Origin of the sequence: Streptomyces abikoensis (genome assembly GCF_014648775.1) — a bacterium.
Classification (GTDB): domain Bacteria; phylum Actinomycetota; class Actinomycetes; order Streptomycetales; family Streptomycetaceae; genus Streptomyces; species Streptomyces abikoensis.
On record NZ_BMRT01000006.1, the window covers coordinates 389,336 to 408,035 of the forward strand.

Below are 18,700 nucleotides of genomic sequence, written 5' to 3' on the forward strand. Positions count from 1 at the left end.
AGCAAACGAGAGTCCGCCGCCATGTACGAGCTGTCCCGGGTCCGCCTCTACTCCATCGGGCCCGCCGGCGCGCGCTACGCCGACACCGTGCTGGACCTGCGCGGGGTCGGCGCGCCGGTGCCGAACCCCGCGCCCACGCAGGCGGAGTTCTTCGAGGACGAGCCCGTCGGCCCGCCGCGCCGCCCCGCGCCCGCCGGCGTGCTCTTCCTGGAGAACGGCGGCGGCAAGTCCGTCCTCCTCAAGCTGATCTTCTCGGTGATGCTGCCGGGCCACCGCAACACCCTGGGCGGCGCCAGCTCCGGCGTGCTCCGCAAGTTCCTCCTCGCCGACGACTGCGGCCACGTCGCCCTGGAGTGGCAGCACGTCCTCACCGGCGAGAGCGTCGTCGTCGGCAAGGTCAGCGAGTGGCGCGGCCGCCAGGTCTCCAACGACCCCCGCAAGTTCGCCGAGGCCTGGTACTCCTTCCGGCCCGGCCCCGGCCTCAGCCTGGACTCGCTGCCCGTCGCCGAGTCCACCGCGATGCGCCCCAAGGCGGACGGCGCCTCCGGCGCCCGGGGACGCCGCCGCACCATGAAGGGCTTCCGCGACGCCCTCACCGAGGCCGGCAAGGCCTACCCCAACCTGGACGTGGTGTGGGAGGAGATCCACGAGCGCTGGAACGAGCACCTCGGCGAGCTGGGCCTGGACCCCGAGCTCTTCCGCTACCAGCGCGAGATGAACGCCGACGAGGGCGAGGCCGCCGGCCTCTTCGCCGTCAAGAACGACTCCGACTTCACCGACCTGCTGCTGCGCGCGGTCACCGACACCCGGGACACCGACGGCCTCGCCGACCTGGTGCACGGCTTCGCCCACAAGCTGGGCCGCCGCGCCGAGCTGACCGCCGAACGGGACTTCACCGCCGGCTCCCTCGACCTCCTCTCCCGGATCGCGGAGGCCGCCGAGCAGCGCGACCGGGCCCGGGGCGTCCACACCGGCGCCGAGCGCCGCACCCGCCTCCTCGCCCGCCGGCTGTCCGCGCGCGGCGCCGAGGAGCGCGGCCGCGCCGTCGAGCTCGCCGAGCGGGTCGCCGCCGCCGCGCAGGCCGTCACCGACGCCGAGACCGGGCGCGGCCGCGCCTCCCTGGTCGCCGCCGAACTCGCCTACCGCCACGCCTCCCTGGCGCTGGCCGCCGCCGAGAAGTCCGCCGCCGCCCAGCGCCGCGAGCTCAACGACGCCCGTACGCTGCACTCCGCCTGGCAGGCCGCCGAGACCGTGCTGCGCCACCGCGCCGCCGCCGACCGCTCCGCGCGCGTCGCCGCCGCCATCCACGAGGCCGAGCGGGACGCCGCCCCGGCGCTGGCCGCCCGCACGCTGGCCGCCGCCGAGCTCGTCCGGGCCCTGAACGCCGCCGCCGAGCAGGGCGAGCGGCTCGCCGACGAGCAGGAGGAACGGTCCGCCGCCCTCCAGGAGGCCGGCGAGGCCGCCCACCGGGACGCCACGTCCGCCGCCACCGAGGCCCAGCGCGCCCGCAGCGAAGCGGGCCACCTGCGCCAGCGCCTCGCCGAGGTCGAGCAGGAGACCGCCGAGGCGGTCCGCGCCGGCTGGATCGACGGCAGCGGCCCCGACGCCGACCCGGCCCGTGCCGCGCTGGCCGCCAGCGACGCCGAGAAGCCGGCCGTCGCCGCCTACGAGACCGCCCGCGAGAGCGCCCGGCAGGCCGCCGAGCGGGCGAAGGAGGCCGCCGCGGCCGAGGGCCGCGCCGAGCTCGCCGCCGCGCGGGCCGCCGACGCCGCCACGGCGGCGGAGGCCGCGTACGACGCCGAGCGCCGGGCGGCGGAGTCCATCGGCGCCGACCGCCGCCTCGTCGAACTCCTCGGCCTGCCCGAGACGACGGCCTCCGCCCAGCTCCCGGGCCAGCGCGGCACGGGCACCGCCGGCGCGCCCGGCGAGGGCGGGACGGCCGGCGAGTCGGGCACCCCGCACGGCAGCGCCCCCGGCGGTGCGCTCACCGCCGAGGAGCTCGACCGCAGCGCCGACGCCCTGCGCGAGCTGCTCGACGAGAACGTCGCCGCCGCCGAACGGCAGCTGTTCGACCTGCGCACCGCCGCCGCCGACGACTCCCGCATCCTCGGCGCCCTCGGCGACGGCGGCCTGCTGCCGCCCAGCCCCGACGTGCTGGCCGCCGTCGAGTACCTCGGCGAGCACGGCATCCCCGCCCTGCCCGGCTGGCGCTACCTCGCCCAGTCCGTCGACCCGGCCCGGCACGCGGCCGTCCTGGCCGCCCGCCCCGAGCTCGTCGACGGCGTCGTCATCACCGACACCGACTCCCACGCCCGGGCCCGCGAGGTGCTCGGCGCGGCCTCCCTGCTGCCGCGCTCGGCCGTGGCCGTCGGCACCGCCGCCGCGCTGCTCGCACCCGCCCCCCGGGGCGAGGGCGACGCGGGGGACGGCGTGTTCCTCGTCCCGCCGAACCCGGCCATGCACGACGAGCGCGCCGCCGACGAGGAGCGGCACGCCCTGCGCGAGCGGGCCCTGGCCCGCGACGAGGAGATCCGCGCCGTCGCGGCCCGCCTCGCCGGCGACCGCACCCTCGCCGCCCGCCTCTCGGCCTGGCGCGCCGGCTGCCCCGCCGGGCGGCTCGCCGAGCTGGCCGCCGAGGCCGGGCGCTGCCGCGCCGCCGCCGACACCGCCCAGGAGACCCTGGCCGAGGCCCGCACGGCCCGCGCCGAGGCCGACCAGGCCGCCGCCGAGGCGGCCCGGGAGCGCGACGAGCGCCAGGAGACCGCCCAGCGCGCCCGCCGCGTCGCCGACGCCCTCGCCGGCCTCGCCTACCGGCTGCGCGAGCGCGCCACCTGGCAGAGCAGGCTGCGCGAACTGGCCGAGGAGGCGGCCGAGGCCGAGGAGCGCGCCGAGATCTGCGTCGACCGCGCCCGCGCCGCCGACGAGGACCGCCGCGCCGCCCAGCGCGCGGCCGACGACGCCCACCGCACCGCCCGCGCCCTGCGCGCCGAGCGCGCGGAGATCGCCGGCGCCCCCGACGACGTCGCCGGGACCGCCGACGCCCCCACCGCCTCCCTGCCCGCCCTCCGCGAGGCCTACCGCGCCGCCTCCCAGGTCTACGAGAAGGTCGGCGTCGGCGCCGACCTGCGCGCCGAACAGGCCCGCGCCGAGAGCGACGAGAGCGCCGCCCGCGCCGAACTCGACCGCCTCACCAACAAGGTGCGCACCCGCGCCGCCCAGCTCCTGGAGGGCACCGACGGCGCCGACGGCCCGTCCCGCCAGGCCGCCGCCGCCCGCGCCGAATCGCTCGTGACGATGCTGGAGTCCCGCGCGTCCGCCGCCAGCGAGCAGCTCGGCCGGCTGCGCGGCGAGGCCGAGCGCCTCGCCCCCGCCGACGGCGAGGCCCACACCGAGCTCCCCGAGGAGCTCGTGCCCGACGGCGCCGAGCGGGCCAAGGAACTGCTGCGCACCGCCACCGGCGAACTCGCCGCCCGCACCGAGGCCCTGGAGGCCGCCCGCACCGCCCACGGCGACCTGCTGCGCGCCCACCGCGCCGCCGAGGACGCCGCGACCGGCTTCGACGACACGGCCGCGCTCCTGCGCGACCTGCTGCGCGACAACACCCCCGAGGACGACGCCGAGCAGCCCGAGCCGTACACCGGGACGCTGGAGGAGGCCCGGCAGGCCGCCGCCGAGAGCCGGCGCTCCCTGCGCGGCTGCGCGGGCGACCTGTCGGCCGCCGAGGCCGCCGTCCGCGAGGCGAGCGACGTGCTCATCCGGCACGCCAACTCCACCCGCTACGAGCACGTGCGCACCCCCGCCCGGCAGCAGATCCGCGAACTGCCCGCCGCCGCCCTGCCCGAGCACGCCACCGCCTGGGCCGAGGCCTTCGCGCCCCGCCTGCGCGTCCTGACCGACGAGCTGGAGCAGCTGGAGCGCAACCGCGACAGCATCGTCGACCGGCTGCGCGGGCTGGTGGAGTCCTCGCTGACCACCCTGCGCTCCGCGCAGCGCCTCTCCCGGCTGCCCGAGGGCCTGGGGGAGTGGTCCGGACAGGAGTTCCTGCGCATCCGCTTCGACGACCCCGACCAGGCCACGCTCACCGAGCGGCTCGGCGAGGTCATCGACGAGGCGACCCGCTCCGCCGTCAAGAAGAACTCCGACCTGCGCCGCGACGGCATGTCGCTGCTGCTGCGCGGCGTCCGGGCGGCGCTGCTGCCGCGCGGCGTGGCCGTGGAGATCCTCAAGCCGGACGCCGTGCTGCGCGCCGAGCGCGTCCCCGTCGGCCAGATGGGCGACGTCTTCTCCGGCGGCCAGCTGCTGACCGCCGCCATCGCGCTGTACTGCACCATGGCGGCGCTGCGCAGCAACGACCGGGGCCGCGACAAGCAGGCGCACGCGGGCACGCTGTTCCTCGACAACCCCATCGGCCGCGCCAACGCCACGTACCTGCTGGAGCTCCAGCGGGCCGTCGCCGACGCGCTGGGCGTCCAGCTCCTCTACACCACCGGCCTGTTCGACACGACGGCCCTCGCCGAGTTCCCGCTGGTCATCCGGCTGCGCAACGACGCGGACCTGCGGGCGGGCCTGAAGTACATCAGCGTCGAGGAGCACCTGCGCCCGGGCCTGCCCCAGCCCCAGGATCCGGACGCGGAGAAGGTGCACGGCGAGATCACGGCCACGCGCATGTACGTCCGCCCCTCCGAGGAGGCGGCACACGCCTGAGCAGGGTCGTGGGCCGACGCCCTGTGGTCGTCGGCCTACGGCCCCTCCGGGCTGACCGCCCCCGGAAACCGCGCCCGCCGGGCGCGGCGCACGGCACGTGCCGAACTGCTCGGCACCGACACCACGCCGTGCCGCTGGAGCCACACCTGCCGCGTCACCCACACATCGAGCACCGCCCACGTCGCGGCCACCGTCCCCGCCACCGCGCACAGCACGGCCGGCAGGACCAGCCACGTACCGGCGAGGCCGAACAGCACCGTCACCGTGGTCACCTCCAGCGTCCCCGCGATGACGAGGACCGCCCGCACGGCGGACGACCGCACCGGATCGGGCATGCGCGGCCTGCGCGCCGGCTCCTCGACCCACAAGGGCCTGCGTGCGCCCGATGCATGGGACGAGACGTCACGTTCCAGGTCCATGGCGGCTCACCTCCCCCTGTGGCTGCCCCGCACGGGTTCTCCCGAAGCGCCCGGAACAGCCCCGCCTCCCCTGTGAGGGAAGAGCGAACGGGACACCCCGAAGGTTCCCGCGGAACGGGGAGAAATCCGGCCGGACCGATGTGCCCCGGACGTACTGGTCTTCGAGCCGAGTACTTCGCAGTAGTAGGCTCACGGCGCATCACTGTCGCCACGATCTGTCGCCACGATCCGTCGGAACACCATCCCCGTGCGCCGGGGTTGACGTAGGGGAGGCCATGCGCTTTCGCGGGAAGTCGATCCGCCGGAAGATCGTGGCGCTGCTCCTGGTGCCCCTGGTGTCCCTGACCGGTCTGTGGGTCTTCGCCACCGTCATCACCGGCAACGAGGCGGTCCAGTTGATGGAGGCCGCCGATGTCATGCGGACCGTCGGCTACCCCGCCGGGGACATGGTCCGCACCCTCCAGAAGGAGCGCCGGCAGACCCTGGTCCACCTCGCCGACCCTGCCCGCGCCGACGTCCTCGACGAACTGCGCGCCGAACAGCGCGCCACCGACAAGGCGGTCGCCGCCTTCCGCGCCGGCATCCACGGCGACGTGCGCGAGGACATGAGCGCCACCGCCGCCCGGCGCTTCGGCATCCTGGAGAAGTCCCTCGACGGCCTCCCCGGCCTGCGCCGCAAGGCGGAGGACGCCGACCTCACCCGCTACGCCGCCTTCCAGGCGTACAACGACGTCATCGAGCCCTACTACGACTTCCTCGGCAGCCTCGCCGCCCTCCAGGACGCCGAGACGGACCGGCAGAGCCGCGCCATGGTGGGCCTGGGCCGCGCCCGCGAGGCCGTCGCCCGCGAGGACGCCCTGCTGGCCGCCGCCCTCGCCGCGGGCAGCATGAGCCGCCAGGATCTACGCGCGTTCTCCGACCACGTCGCCGAACGCCGGACCCTCTACAACACCCACCTCGCCGTGCTGCCCCCGGCCGAGCAGAAGACCTACGAGGACTACTGGCGCGGCACCAACGCCGAGGCGCTGCGCACCGCCGAGGACACCGTCGTCCTCGCCGGCTCCGCCCGGGCCCCCCACACCATCGACGCCCGGCGCTGGCAGAGCACCGTCACGCCCGTCCTCGACGACCTGGGCCGGATGAGCACCGAGGCCATCGACCGCTTCAGCGCCCGGGTGCGGCCCGTCGCCCTCGGCGTCATCACCAAGGCCGTCGTCGCCGGGATCCTCGGCCTGGTCGCCTTCGTCTGCACCGTCGTCATCTCCTTCCGCGTCGGACGGGGTCTCGTCAAGGACCTCCACCGGCTGCGCAAGGAGGCCCACGAGGCGTCGGGCGTCCGGCTGCCGGCCGTGATGCGCCGCCTCGCGGCGGGCGAGCGCGTCGACGTCGAGGCCGAGGTGCCCCGGATCGCCCGGGGGAGCGACGAGCTCGGCCAGGTCGGCCAGGCCCTGGACACCCTCCAGCGGGCCGCCGTCGAGGCGGCCGTCAAACAGGCCGACCTGCGACGCGGCGTCTCCGACGTCTTCGTCAACCTCGCCCGCCGCAACCAGATCCTGCTGCACCGTCAGCTGACCCTGCTCGACTCCATGGAGCGCCGCACCGAGGACACCGACCACCTCGCCGACCTCTTCCGCCTCGACCACCTCACCACCCGGATGCGCCGCCACGCCGAGGGCCTGGTCATCCTCTCCGGCGCCGCCCCCTCCCGGCAGTGGCGCCGGCCCGTCCCGCTCATGGACGTCGTCCGGGCGGCCGTCGGCGAGGTCGAGGCGTACGAGCGGATCGAGGTGCGCCGGCTGCCGCGGCTGGCCCTCGACGGCCCCGCCGTCGCCGACCTCACCCACCTCCTCGCCGAGCTCCTCGAGAACGCCACCGTCTTCGCACCGCCCCACACCGCCGTCCACGTCCTCGGCGAGCGCGTCCCCAACGGCTTCGCCCTGGAGATCCACGACCGGGGCCTCGGCATGGGCGCCGACGCGCTGCTGGAGGCCAACCTCCGCCTCGCCGATCCTGTCGAGTTCGAGCTGTCCGACACCGACCGCCTCGGCCTGTTCGTCGTCGGCCGGCTCGCCCGCCGCCAGGGCGTCCGCGTCTCCCTCCAGCCCTCCCCGTACGGCGGCACCACGGCCGTCGTGCTCATCCCGTCGGCGCTGCTCAGCGAGAGCGCCCCGGGCGGCACGCGGGCCGACCGGGAGGACACCGGCGGCCGGCCCGTCGTCCGGCCCCCGGCCCGCCGGGCGGTGTTCCCCGAGGAGACCCACCAGCAGGCCGCCGACGGCCCCCACGACGAGCGCACCCCCACCGGGGGCCTGCCCCGGCGCGTCCGGCAGGCCAGCCTCGCCCCACAGCTGCGGGAGCCCGTCCCGGCGGAAGCCCCCCGCACCCCTCCCGTCCCGGAGCCCGACCGCGACGCCGAGGAGGTGCGGGCCAGGATGGCCGCCCTCCAGCGCGGCTGGCAACGGGCACGGGAGGACAATGAGATGACGACGAGCACCACAGCACCAGGAACGACAACTGAGGGGGACGGTCGATGACCGCACACCAGGCCGCGATACGCAACACCCCGTCCGCGACGGGCGAGGCCCGCCCGGGCGCCGGATCCGGCGAGCTCAACTGGCTCCTCGACGACCTCGTCGAGCGCGTCGGCAGCGTCGGCAAGGCGCTGGTGCTCTCCAGCGACGGTCTGGCCAAGGGCAGCTCCAAGGGCCTGAGCCAGGAGGACGGCGAGCACCTGGCCGCCGTCGCCTCCGGCTTCCACAGCCTCGCCAAGGGCGTGGGCCGCCACTTCTCGGCGGGCGAGGTCCGCCAGACCATGGTCGAGCTGGACCGGGCGTTCCTGTTCGTCACCGCCGCCGGCGACGGCAGCTGCCTGGCCGTCATCGCCGACGCCGACTCCGACATCGGCCAGGTCGCCTATGAGATGACGCTGCTCGTCAAGCGGGTCGGCGCGCACCTGGCGACCGCTCCGCGCACCGGCGTCGCCGGCGAGTGACCGGCGGTATGACCGAGGACCCCACCGCGTTCCCGCGGCAGACACCCTCCGGGCCCACGGCCGGGACCACCGGCCGGTGGGGTCCGGCCACCCGCCCGGGCGGAGCCCGCGCGGGCGAGCACACCGCCCGGCGGGCCGAGGAGCACACCGCCCAGTGGTACGACGACGCGGCGGGCCCCGTGGTCCGTCCGTACACGATGACCCGGGGCCGCACCAAGGCCCCGGCCGAGGAGCGGCTCGACCTGATCGCGCTGGTCATCGCCGAGGATTTCCTGCTGGCCCACCCCGGCGGCGCCTACGCGATCGCCGACCGGACCCTCTCGCCGGAACACCTCGACATCGCCGACCTGGCCCGCCGCGAACCCCACTCCATCGCGGAGCTGGCGGCCACCCTGGACCTGCCGGTGGGCGTGGTCCGGGTCCTGGTCGGCGATCTCATCGACGCCGGGTACGTCCGGGTCTCCCGCCCGGTCCCGCCCGCGGAGCTGCCCGACGCGGGCATCCTCCGCGAGGTGATCGACGGCCTGCGCGCCCTATGAGGCCGACCGGCCCACGGCCGGGGCCGGAAGGGGGTTGAACAGACCACCGTCCATACGGAACGATCTCTACCGAGGGGGAGCACGGGGGGCACGACCACGGGGGAGCGCCATGCCGCACCGACCCTTGATTCGGAGGAAATCCCATGGTTTTCGGGCGCCCTGACCGCGGAATACGGAACCGGACCGCGCCGCTGACCCTCAAGCTCCTGGTCGCCGGCGGCTTCGGCGTCGGCAAGACCACGCTGGTCGGCTCCGTCAGCGAGATCAGGCCCCTGCGCACCGAGGAGCTGCTGACCGAGGCGGGCCGCCCGGTCGACGACCTCTCGGGCGTCGAGGCCAAGCGCACCACCACCGTCGCCATGGACTTCGGCCGCATCACCCTCCGCGAGGACCTCGTCCTCTACCTCTTCGGCACCCCCGGTCAGGACCGCTTCTGGTTCCTGTGGGACGAACTGGCCCAGGGCGCCCTCGGCGCCGTCGTCCTCGCCGACACCCGGCGGCTGGCCGACTGCTTCGCCGCCGTCGACTACTTCGAACGCCGCGGCATCGCCTTCACCCTCGCCGTCAACTGCTTCGACGGCGCCCCCCGCCACTCGGCCGAAGCCGTCCGCGACGCCCTCGACCTCGACCCCGAGGTCCCCGTGGTGATGTGCGACGCCCGCGAACGCGACTCCGTGAAGCGGGTCCTGGTCTCCGTCGTCGAACACGCCCTGGCCACCGGCATCACCGCCCGCCGCCCGGCGACGGTCTGAACCGTCCTCAGCGGACGGGGAAGTCGAAGTACGTGTCCGGGTACGGCTCACCGCGCAGCGTGTAGTGCCACCACTCCTCCGGGAGGTTGACGAACCCCGCCCCTTCCATCACCGACTTCAGCCGCAGCCGGTTGGCGCGCTGCCGCCCCTCGACCCGGGGATCGAGGGTGTGGGCGAGGGTGTCGAAGCAGTCGAAACCCGTCCCCATGTCCACGGAATTGTCGGGAAAACGCTGCCACCGCGGAGCGAAGCACGGCACGAGCGGCTCACCGGGCACATATGGGCGCGTGGGCCACGCCGGCCGCCGCACGATCGTCAGATCCATCGTGCTGCCCCTGCTGTGACCGGACTTCGCCGCGATGTAGCCGTCCTCGAACAGCCGCGACTTGGCCACCCGCGGGTAGAACTCCGCCTTCATCCGCTCGTCGCCCAGATCCTTCGCCCACGCCACGAAGTCGTTCACCGCCCGCTGCGGCCGGTAGCAGTCGTACACCTTGAGCGAGAGCCCCTGCCGCAGCAACACCCGCTGCGCCCGCCGCAGGGCCTCGGCGGCAGGGCGGGTGAGCAGGCACTTCGGGCGTTCGTAGCCGTCGATCCGGTGCCCGGTGAAGTTGTGCGGGGTGACGTACCGCATCTCCTGAACGATCGTCGGATCGACGTCGGAGAGGGCGACGAACCCCGGCGGCGGCTCGGCCCCGGCCGGGGCCGCCCGGGCGACGGGCGCGGAAGCGAGCGCCGCGAGCGCGGCGAAGGGAAGGACGAGCGCGCGGCAGAGCGCGGAGAATCTCGGCATGGGCACGGGCATACCAGCCGCGAGGGCGACGCGAAAGGGGGCCGGGGGCTTGCCCCCGGGAAACGGTGAAGGGCGGGACCGGGGCACCCCACCCGCAGGGGTCACCCCCGCACCCGCACCCGATACCCCACCTCCTCCGCCCCCTCCCGCTCCACCGTCACGACCCCACCCCGCGCCCGCGAGGTGAACCGCACCACCTCCGCGCCGGCACCGGCACCCGCCCCCGCATCGCGGATGAGCACCCCACCCCCCGTACGTCCCGGAGCCGGCGCCCACACCTCCAGCTCCACCTCCCCGTCCGCACCCGCCACCGGAATCACCGACCCCGCCCGCGCCAGCACCGGAACGCGCGACAACGGCGCCTCCAGAAGCACCTGCCCCGGCCCCTCGTGCGCCCGGCCCGTCGCCGTGTCGTACCAGCGGCCGCGCGGCAGCCGCACCGCCCGCTGATCCGCCCCCAGCTCCAGCACCGGCGCCACCAGCAGCGAATCCCCCAGCAGGAACGCGTCCTCGCAGTCCCGCAGCGCCCGGTCCTCCGGCGACCGCCACCACACCGGCCGCACATACGGCGCCCCCGTGCGGTGCGCCAGATGCGCCAGCGTCACGAAATACGGCAGCAGCCGCGCCCGCTCCCGCAACGCCGCCCCCGCGTGCTCCAGCACCTCCGCCCCGAACTCCCACGGCTCCCGCCGCCCCGCCGAGATCGCCGCGTGCGTCCGGAACAGCGGCAGATACGCGCCCAGCTGGAACCACCGCAGATACAGCTCCGGCGACGGGAACCCCGTGAACCCGCCGACGTCCGGCCCCGAATACGGCACCCCGCACAACCCCAGGCCCAGCACCAGCGCCAGCGACGCCCGCAACCCCGGCCAGCCCGTCGCCACATCCCCCGACCACGTCCCGCCGTACCGTTGCATCCCCGCCCAGCCCGAGCGCGAGAAGAGGAACGGCCGCTCGTCCGGGCGCAGCTCCCGCAGCCCCTCGTAACCGGCCCGGGCCATCGCCAGCCCGTACACGTTGTGGGCCTCCCGGTGGTCGCCGCCCCGGCCCTCCAGCGCGTGCCGCGCCGAGCGCGGCAGCGTCGGATCCCCGAACGCCGCGAACGACACCGGCTCGTTCATGTCGTGCCACACCCCGGAGAACCCCTGCGCCAGCCGCTCCGCGTACAGCCCGCCCCACCACGCCCGCGCCTTCGGGTCCGTGAAGTCCGGGAAGACGCACTCGCCCGGCCACACCTCGCCGCGCACCTCACGCCCCCGGGCGTCCGTCACGAACGCCCCCGCCGCCACCCCCGTGTCGTACTCCGCCAGCCCCGGCTCCGCCTTCACCGCCGGGTCGACGATCGACACCAGCCGCACCCCCTCCTCCTTCAGCTCCGCCGCCAGCCCCGGCAGATCCGGGAAGCGCTCCCGGTCCACCGTGAACACCCGGTGCCCCCGGTAGTGGTCGATGTCCAGGTGCACCGCCGACAGCGGCAGCCCCCGCTCCCGGTAGCCGGCCACCACCCGCCGCACCTCCCGCTCGCTGCCGAAGCCCCAGCGCGCGTGCTGATACCCCAGCGCCCACGCCGGCGGCAGCGCCGCACCCCCCGTCAGCGCCGCCCAGCCGTGCAGCACCCGCGCCGGGGTGCCCACCATCACCCAGTAGCGCAGCGGACCGCCGTCCATCCGCGTCTCGCAGCGCCCCGGCCGGTCGTGCCCCGAACCCGCCCCCTCCTCGCCCTCCCACAGCGTGACCCGGCCGTCCCAGGTGTTGTCGTGGAACACCAGATGCGTCCCCGCGTCCGCCACCACCAGCTGCACCGGCATCGTGATGTACAGCGGATCGTCCCCCGGCCCGAACGCCCCGCCCGGATCGGTGTTCCACAGCCGGTACACGCCGTCCCGCAGCCGCGGCCCCGACGCCCGCCCGCCCAGCCCGAAGAACCGCGCGTCCGCCGCCACCTCCGAGCGCTGGACCCACCGCCCGCCCCCCGCCGCGCCCGCCGGCTCCCACCAACGCGGCGCCAGGTCGCGCCGCAGCACCACCCCGCCCGGCGTGCGCACCTCCACCGTGCCGTGCCGGGACACCGCCACCAGCACCCGCTCCGAGACCACCCGCCAGCCGCCGTCCGTGTCCGGCTCCAGCACCGCCCGCTCGTCCGCCTCCGGGCAGGCGCCCGCCAGCGCGTACGACGGCTCCGGCACCGCCCCGTCCCAGCCGCAGAACACCGCGCCGCCCGCCGCCACCCGCACCCGCAACGAGGACCGGGCGAACCGCACCACCCCGCCCCCCGGCTCCGGCTCCGCGCCCTCGGCCACCCCCGGCACCCGCGCCCGCGCCGCCCCCTGCCGGGGCAGCCCCACCGCGTCCACCCGGTGCCGCCGCCAGGCCGACCGCACGGACCGCAGCCCCTGGGCGCTCCCCACCGCGCGCAACGAGGTCATCCACTTCACCGATCGCACAAGGTCACCCGCGTTCATGTCGCTCACCCTGCCACCCGCCCCGGCACCCCCGCGCACCGTTCGCCCCCCGTTCACCCCCGCAAGGACCTGTGCCCTCCCGCGACGGTGTGACACCGGCCCTGGTGCATCGAGTCGATCACATGGCATCGTCCTCACAGCCACCGCACGCGCGCACCCCGTACGTGCGCACGGCTCCGCCCACGACGCGCAGAAGCCCGGGAGCAGCCACATGACCACCGCACCGCAGCCCGTCGACCAGCCCGAGCCCCTGTGGCGGCCCGGCCCGGACCGCGTCGCCACCGCGCAGGTCACCCGCTTCCACGCCCGGGCCGCCGCACACCACGGCGCGCCCGCCCCCGTCCCCGGCGACCCCGTCGCGAGCTACGCGGCCCTCCACCGCTGGTCCGTGGCCGAACCCGAGACCTTCTGGCAGGCCGTCACCGAGTGGTGCGACGTCCGCTTCACCACCCCCTACGAGCGCGTCCTCGCCGATGCGGCCATGCCCGGCGCCCGCTGGTTCCCCGGCGCCACCCTCAACTACGCCGAGCACGCCCTGCGCACCGCCGAGGACCCCGCGCGAGCCGACGAGCCCGCCCTGCTGCACGTCGACGAGACCCACGACCCCCGCCCCGTCACCTGGGCGGAACTCCGCCGCCAGGTCGGCTCGCTCGCCGCGGAGCTGCGCCGCCTCGGCGTCCGCCCCGGCGACCGCGTCAGCGGCTACCTGCCCAACGTCCCGCAGGCCGTCGTCGCCCTCCTCGCCACCGCCGCCGTCGGCGGCGTCTGGACCTCCTGCGCCCCCGACTTCGGCGCCCGCAGCGTCCTCGACCGCTTCCAGCAGGTCGAGCCCGTCGTCCTCTTCACCGTCGACGGCTACCACTACGGCGGCAAGCGCCACGAGCGCGCCGACGTCGTCGCCGCCCTCCGCGCCGAGCTCCCCACCCTGCGCGCCGTCGTCCACATCCCGCTGCTCGGCACCCCGGCCCCCGAGGGCACCCTCGAATGGGACGCCCTGACCGGCGCCGACACCGAACCGGTCTTCGAGCAGCTCCCCTTCGACCACCCGCTGTGGGTCCTCTACTCCTCCGGCACCACCGGGCTGCCCAAGGCCATCGTCCAGTCCCAGGGCGGCATCCTCGTCGAACACCTCAAGCAGCTCTCCCTCCACTGCGACCTCGGCCCCGGCGACCGCTTCTTCTGGTACACCTCCACCGGCTGGATGATGTGGAACTTCCTCGTCTCCGGCCTCCTGGTGGGCGCGACCGTCGTCCTCTACGACGGCAGCCCCGGCCACCCCACCACGGACGCCCAGTGGCGCGTCGCCGAACGCACCGGCACCACGCTCTTCGGCACCTCCGCCGCCTACGTCATGGCCTGCCGCAAGGCCGGCGTCCACCCCGGCCGCGACCTCGACCTCTCCCGCGTCCGCTGCGTCGCCACCACCGGCTCCCCGCTGCCGCCCGACGGCTTCCGCTGGATCCACGACGAGGTATCCGAGGACATGTGGATCGCCTCGGTCAGCGGTGGCACGGACGTCTGCAGCTGCTTCGCCGGCGCCGTCCCCACCCTCCCCGTGTACATCGGCGAACTCCAGGCCCCCTGCCTGGGCACGGACCTCCAGGCCTGGGACGCCCACGGCAAGCCCGTCGTCGACGAGGTCGGCGAGCTCGTCGTCACCAACCCCATGCCCTCCATGCCCATCCACTTCTGGAACGACCCCGACGGCCACCGCTACCGCGAGAGCTACTTCGAGATGTTCCCGGGCGTCTGGCGGCACGGCGACTGGATCACCCTCACCTCCCGCGGCACCGTCGTCATCCACGGCCGCTCCGACTCCACCCTCAACCGCCAGGGCGTACGGATGGGCTCCGCCGACATCTACGAGGCCGTCGAACGCCTCCCCGAGATCCGCGAATCCCTCGTCATCGGCGTCGAACGACCCGACGGCGGCTACTGGATGCCCCTCTTCGTCCACCTCGCGCCGGGCGCCCGGCTGGACGACGAACTGCTCGACCGCATCAAGAGCACCATCCGCCGGCAGCTCTCCCCGCGCCACGTCCCCGACGAGGTCATCGAGGTCCCCGCCATCCCCCACACGCTGACCGGCAAGCGCATCGAGGTCCCGGTCAAGCGGCTCCTCCAGGGCACCCCCCTGGAGGAGGCGGTCAACCCCGGGTCCGTGGACGACGCCGAACTGCTGGGCTTCTACGAGCGCCTGGCCCGCGAACGCGGCTGACCTGGGCGAACGGGCCGTTGTCAGTACCCTCGATTACGCTGCGTGAGCATTTGTTCACGTAGCGTCGAGGGGGAGTTCATGCCGCACACGGACAACGGCCGCAGGACCGGCAACGGCCGGAAACGACTGACCGCACGACGCAGGCTGCGCCACGAGACACCCAGCACCGTGGCCGTCCTCGCCGACGAGACGGACTTCGCCGCCATGCGGCGATACCGCAGCTTCGGTTTCGACGACCACGCCGGCTACCTCCGCCAGGTCGACGGCCTGCTCAGAGCACTCGCCTCCCAGGGCACCCACATCAGCCTCACCCTCTTCGACCCCACCGCCTACGAGGAGTACTGCGCCGACACCCGCCTCGACCCCGACACCCCCACCAGCCGCACCCGTTACACCGCCGACATCGCGGCGACCGGCGCCCGCCTCACCTACGACGGCCGCCCCCTCACCCGCCTGCTGCCCGACCTCGTCCGCGCGGCCGAACAACAGGCGACCTGGGAATACGCCTCCGCCCTCCTCGAACCCGGGGCGGACGCGGGCCGGACGGCCTTCGCCCGGGCGTCGAGGCTCCTGCGCCGCCTCCTCGAAACGGCGGGCGACGGCAGACACCACCTCGTGTGCAGCGTCTCCACGCTCGACGACGCCAACACCCCGCTGGTCGCCGTCGTCGAAGCCGAGTGCGCCGGGGGAGTGCCGCGCCTCGGGGAATCGGCGGCACTGCTGTTCTGCACGGTCCTCGCGGCGGGCCTCACCCTGGGCAGCCACGGCGGCGTCGTCCTGCGCACCATCCGCCCCGGCGAGCCCGAGACGGTCCGCGGCTGGTGCCTGGACGGCGACGGACTGCGCCCCCTGACGGCGGGCGAGGTCTTCGCCGCCTACTGCACGGACGCCACCACCGGCGAACCCGTCCCCCCGGAGCACGGCGTCGAGTACCTGGAGGGACTGCCGCTCGCATAGCGAACAGAAAGAGAGGAGGGGTGCCCCACCGACAAGGCGGGGCACCCCTCACTCACCGAACGACATCGGGCTCACTCGCCCGACAGCACCGCCTGCGCGGCCAGACGCGCCTCCTCGGCGGAATCCGTCGCACGAGCGGCAGCGGCGGCACGCTCGCACTGCGCCAGCGTGTGCTTGGCCAGCGTCGCCCGCACATACGGGATCGACGCCGCGCCCATGGACAGGCTGGTCACACCCAGACCCGTCAGCACACAGGCCAGCAGCGGGTCGGACGCCGCCTCACCGCAGACGCCACAGCTCTTGCCCTCGGCCTTGGCGGCCTCCGCCGAAAGGGCCACCAGGTCGAGCAGCGCCGGCTGCCACGGGTCCTGCAGACGCGAGACCGCGCCCACCTGACGGTCGGCGGCGAACGTGTACTGCGCCAGGTCGTTCGTGCCCAGCGACAGGAACTCGACCTCCTGAAGGATCGAGCGCGCCCGCAGCGCGGCGGAGGGGATCTCCACCATCGCGCCGAACTTCGCCTGCAGCCCGGCCTCACGGCACGCGTCCGCGAACGCCTTGGCGTCCGTACGGTCCGCCACCATCGGGGCCATGACCTCCAGATAGACCGGCAGGCCCTCGGCCGCCTTGGCCAGCGCGGTGAGCTGCGTGCGCAGCACCTCCGGGTGGTCCAGCAGCGTCCGCAGACCGCGCACGCCGAGCGCCGGGTTGGGCTCGTCGGCCGGGGTCAGGAAGTCGAGCGGCTTGTCCGCGCCCGCGTCCAGCACGCGCACGACGACACGGCCCTCGGGGAACGCCTCCAGCACCTTGCGGTACGCCTCGACCTGCTTAGCCTCGGACGGCGCCTTCGCACTGTCGTCCAGGAAGAGGAACTCGGTACGGAACAGGCCCACGCCCTCCGCGCCCGCCTCCACCGCGGCCGGCACGTCCGCCGGACCGCCGATGTTCGCCAGCAGCGGCACCTTGTGCCCGTCGGACGTCGCACCCGGACCGGACGACGCGGCGAGCGCCGCCTTCCGTGCCTCGGCCGCCTCGGTCAGCTCGGCGCGCTTCTCCTCGCTCGGGTCGACGAAGACGTCACCCGTGCTGCCGTCCACGGCCACCACCGTGCCCTCGGCGAGCTCACCGGCGCCCGGCAGCGCCACCACGGCCGGCACCCCGAGCGCCCGCGCCAGGATGGCGGAGTGACTGGTCGGCCCGCCCTCCTCGGTCACGAAGCCCAGCACCAGCGTGGGGTCCAGCAGCGCGGTGTCGGCCGGCGCCAGGTCCCGCGCGATCAGCACATACGGCTCGTCGCTGTCCGGCACACCGGGCATCGGCACGCCCAGCAGCCGCGCCACGATGCGGTTGCGCACGTCGTCGAGGTCGGCCACCCGGCCGGCCAGGTACTCACCGGCGTTGGCGAGCAGCGCCCGGTAGGCGGCGAACGCGTCGTACACCGCGCGCTCGGCGGTGCTGCCGACGGTGATGCGGCGGTCGACGTCGGCCATCAGCTCGGGGTCCTGGGCCATCATGGCCTGGGCCTCCAGCACGTGCTGGGCCTCGCCGCCCGCCAGGTTGCCGCGCGCGATGAGATCGGCGGCGACGGCCTCGACGGCCTGCCGCGCGCGCCCCTGCTCACGCGGCGCCTCGTCCGCCGGGATCTGCTTGGCCGGCGGCTCCAGGACCGCCGTGCCCATGTGCCGGACCTCGCCGATCGCCACACCGTGGCTCACGCCGACGCCTCGCAGCGTTGTCTCCATTTCACGTCTCCGGTTGATTGCGGTGGCGATGGAACACGCCCGCCGCGATGGATGTCGTACGCGCCGTCCCGTCCGGGACGGCTCAAGATCACCGAAGGTGAAAGGTCACTGCCAGGAGAAGAGCGCGTCGCCGGCCTTCACGTCGCCGTCCTCGACGACCTCGCCGAGCGAGTCGGCCGTCGCCTCGAGCGCGACGACGGGACAGACCGGGGACTTGCCGGCGGCCTCGACGGCGACCGGGTTCCAGCGCACGACCTCCTGGCCGCGCGTGACGGTGTCGCCCTTGTTGACGAGCAGCTCGAAGCCCTCGCCGTTGAGCTGAACGGTGTCGATGCCGAGGTGCGTCAGCACTCCATGGCCCTCGCCGTCGACGACGACGAAGGCGTGGGGGTGGAGCGAGACGATGACGCCGTCGACCGGGGAGACCGCGGCGTGCGGCTCACGGACCGGGTCGATAGCGGTACCGGGTCCCACCATCGCGCCGGAGAAGACCGGATCGGGCACTGCCGCGAGTCCGATGGCGCGTCCGGCGATCGGGGACGACACGGTGGTCATGGGAAGCCTCCCAGAGGTGGAGAATCATCACGCGCCGTCACTACCTGTCCTGGACGGCGCACTGGTCGGAAGCCTAAGTCATAGGAACTGAGGGTTCCGCACGAGCGTGCGCGCTGCGCGCACGCGAGAGCCGTGTGCGGTGCGTAATCGATTTGCCTGTGCCTGGCAGGCGCTGTACTGTCGGGTTCCTGCCCACGACCGAGGCCCGCAGCGAGAGCTGCTGGCGAGGTGGGGGCGGCACTCCACTGGATGAGATCCTTCCCGGATCCGCTGCTGTGTGCCCGCATGCCTTTGTGTATGCACGGTGAACAAGGCGGAAACGGGGCCGGAAAAGTCCTGATAGAGTGTGAAACACCGAAGGGAAGCCCGGAGGAAAGCCCCAGTAAACACTGTGGGTGAGTACAAAGGAAGCGTCCGTTCCTTGAGAACTCAACAGCGTGCCAAAAGTCAACGCCAGATATGTTGACACCCCGTCCATCTCGATGGATGAGGTTCCTTTAAAAGTCCTTCCGCCGCCATTTGGCTGGTGGGAGGCAACACACAGCGAGGACGCTGTGAACGACCGGG

12 protein-coding genes are annotated in these 18,700 nt (G+C 74.6%); 7 read left to right on the top strand and 5 right to left on the bottom strand.

Features of this window, described 5'->3' with window-relative positions; genetic code table 11:
* Nucleotides 1-21 precede the first annotated feature (21 nt).
* Nucleotides 22-4,704, top strand: coding sequence for a hypothetical protein (locus IE096_RS21655; RefSeq protein ID WP_189454191.1), 4,683 nt, complete (start codon nt 22-24; stop codon nt 4,702-4,704).
* Nucleotides 4,705-4,739: 35 nt separating this feature from the next.
* On the opposite strand, the gene IE096_RS21660 is transcribed toward IE096_RS21655, so the two are convergent.
* Nucleotides 4,740-5,123 (bottom strand): hypothetical protein, encoded by a 384-nt coding sequence (locus tag IE096_RS21660; protein ID WP_373298184.1) that lies wholly within the window; start codon nt 5,121-5,123, stop codon nt 4,740-4,742.
* 275 nt (nt 5,124-5,398) lie between these two features.
* Between IE096_RS21660 and IE096_RS21665 the strand changes: the two genes are divergently transcribed.
* The 4 genes from IE096_RS21665 (at nt 5,399) to IE096_RS21680 (ending at nt 9,406) form a co-directional block, all read left to right on the top strand.
* Nucleotides 5,399-7,657, top strand: coding sequence for a sensor histidine kinase (locus tag IE096_RS21665; RefSeq protein WP_189454193.1), 2,259 nt, complete (start codon nt 5,399-5,401; stop codon nt 7,655-7,657).
* On the top strand, nt 7,654-8,115 hold the full coding sequence (locus IE096_RS21670) for a roadblock/LC7 domain-containing protein (protein ID WP_126913200.1): 462 nt from the start codon (nt 7,654-7,656) through the stop codon (nt 8,113-8,115). The genes IE096_RS21665 and IE096_RS21670 overlap by 4 nt, the downstream gene beginning before the upstream one ends.
* A 179-nt stretch (nt 8,116-8,294) precedes the next feature.
* Nucleotides 8,295-8,654 (top strand): DUF742 domain-containing protein, encoded by a 360-nt coding sequence (locus tag IE096_RS21675; protein WP_229820481.1) that lies wholly within the window; start codon nt 8,295-8,297, stop codon nt 8,652-8,654.
* Nucleotides 8,655-8,797: 143 nt separating this feature from the next.
* Nucleotides 8,798-9,406, top strand: coding sequence for a GTP-binding protein (locus tag IE096_RS21680; RefSeq protein ID WP_189454197.1), 609 nt, complete (start codon nt 8,798-8,800; stop codon nt 9,404-9,406).
* Nucleotides 9,407-9,413: 7 nt separating this feature from the next.
* On the opposite strand, the gene IE096_RS21685 is transcribed toward IE096_RS21680, so the two are convergent.
* Both IE096_RS21685 and IE096_RS21690 read right to left on the bottom strand, forming a co-directional pair.
* Nucleotides 9,414-10,199, bottom strand: coding sequence for a M15 family metallopeptidase (locus tag IE096_RS21685; RefSeq protein ID WP_189454200.1), 786 nt, complete (start codon nt 10,197-10,199; stop codon nt 9,414-9,416).
* Between the two features lie 101 nt (nt 10,200-10,300).
* Complete coding sequence (locus IE096_RS21690) at nt 10,301-12,661, bottom strand: glycoside hydrolase family 31 protein (RefSeq protein ID WP_189454202.1); 2,361 nt, start codon at nt 12,659-12,661, stop codon at nt 10,301-10,303.
* A gap of 211 nt (nt 12,662-12,872) precedes the next feature.
* On the opposite strand from IE096_RS21690, the gene IE096_RS21695 reads away from it, so the two are divergent.
* Entirely contained in the window at nt 12,873-14,879 is a 2,007-nt protein-coding gene (locus IE096_RS21695; RefSeq protein WP_189454204.1) for an acetoacetate--CoA ligase, read from the top strand.
* Nucleotides 14,880-14,957: 78 nt separating this feature from the next.
* Nucleotides 14,958-15,836 carry a DUF8829 domain-containing protein gene (locus IE096_RS21700; RefSeq protein WP_189454206.1) on the top strand — a complete coding sequence of 293 codons (879 nt, stop codon included), beginning with the start codon at nt 14,958-14,960 and terminating at the stop codon, nt 15,834-15,836.
* Between the two features lie 71 nt (nt 15,837-15,907).
* On the opposite strand, the gene ptsP is transcribed toward IE096_RS21700, so the two are convergent.
* Both ptsP and IE096_RS21710 read right to left on the bottom strand, forming a co-directional pair.
* On the bottom strand, nt 15,908-17,578 hold the full coding sequence (gene ptsP, locus IE096_RS21705) for a phosphoenolpyruvate--protein phosphotransferase (protein WP_189454208.1): 1,671 nt from the start codon (nt 17,576-17,578) through the stop codon (nt 15,908-15,910).
* Between the two features lie 105 nt (nt 17,579-17,683).
* Nucleotides 17,684-18,133: a PTS sugar transporter subunit IIA gene (locus tag IE096_RS21710; RefSeq protein ID WP_189454210.1), complete on the bottom strand. Its 450-nt coding sequence runs from the start codon at nt 18,131-18,133 to the stop codon at nt 17,684-17,686.
* Between the last annotated feature and the right edge of the window lie 567 nt (nt 18,134-18,700).

Excerpts from the sequence above, each read along its gene's own strand:
- IE096_RS21680 (WP_189454197.1), top strand. The coding sequence starts at position 8,798 with ATGGTTTTCGGGCGCCCTGACCGCGGAATACGGAACCGGACCGCGCCG.
- IE096_RS21695 (WP_189454204.1), top strand. The coding sequence starts at position 12,873 with ATGACCACCGCACCGCAGCCCGTCGACCAGCCCGAGCCCCTGTGGCGG.
- ptsP (WP_189454208.1), bottom strand. The coding sequence starts at position 17,578 with ATGGAGACAACGCTGCGAGGCGTCGGCGTGAGCCACGGTGTGGCGATC.
- IE096_RS21710 (WP_189454210.1), bottom strand. The coding sequence starts at position 18,133 with ATGACCACCGTGTCGTCCCCGATCGCCGGACGCGCCATCGGACTCGCG.
- IE096_RS21700 (WP_189454206.1), top strand. The coding sequence starts at position 14,958 with ATGCCGCACACGGACAACGGCCGCAGGACCGGCAACGGCCGGAAACGA.
- IE096_RS21685 (WP_189454200.1), bottom strand. The coding sequence starts at position 10,199 with ATGCCGAGATTCTCCGCGCTCTGCCGCGCGCTCGTCCTTCCCTTCGCC.
- IE096_RS21690 (WP_189454202.1), bottom strand. The coding sequence starts at position 12,661 with ATGAACGCGGGTGACCTTGTGCGATCGGTGAAGTGGATGACCTCGTTG.
- IE096_RS21670 (WP_126913200.1), top strand. The coding sequence starts at position 7,654 with ATGACCGCACACCAGGCCGCGATACGCAACACCCCGTCCGCGACGGGC.
- IE096_RS21655 (WP_189454191.1), top strand. The coding sequence starts at position 22 with ATGTACGAGCTGTCCCGGGTCCGCCTCTACTCCATCGGGCCCGCCGGC.
- IE096_RS21665 (WP_189454193.1), top strand. The coding sequence starts at position 5,399 with ATGCGCTTTCGCGGGAAGTCGATCCGCCGGAAGATCGTGGCGCTGCTC.
- IE096_RS21660 (WP_373298184.1), bottom strand. The coding sequence starts at position 5,123 with ATGGACCTGGAACGTGACGTCTCGTCCCATGCATCGGGCGCACGCAGG.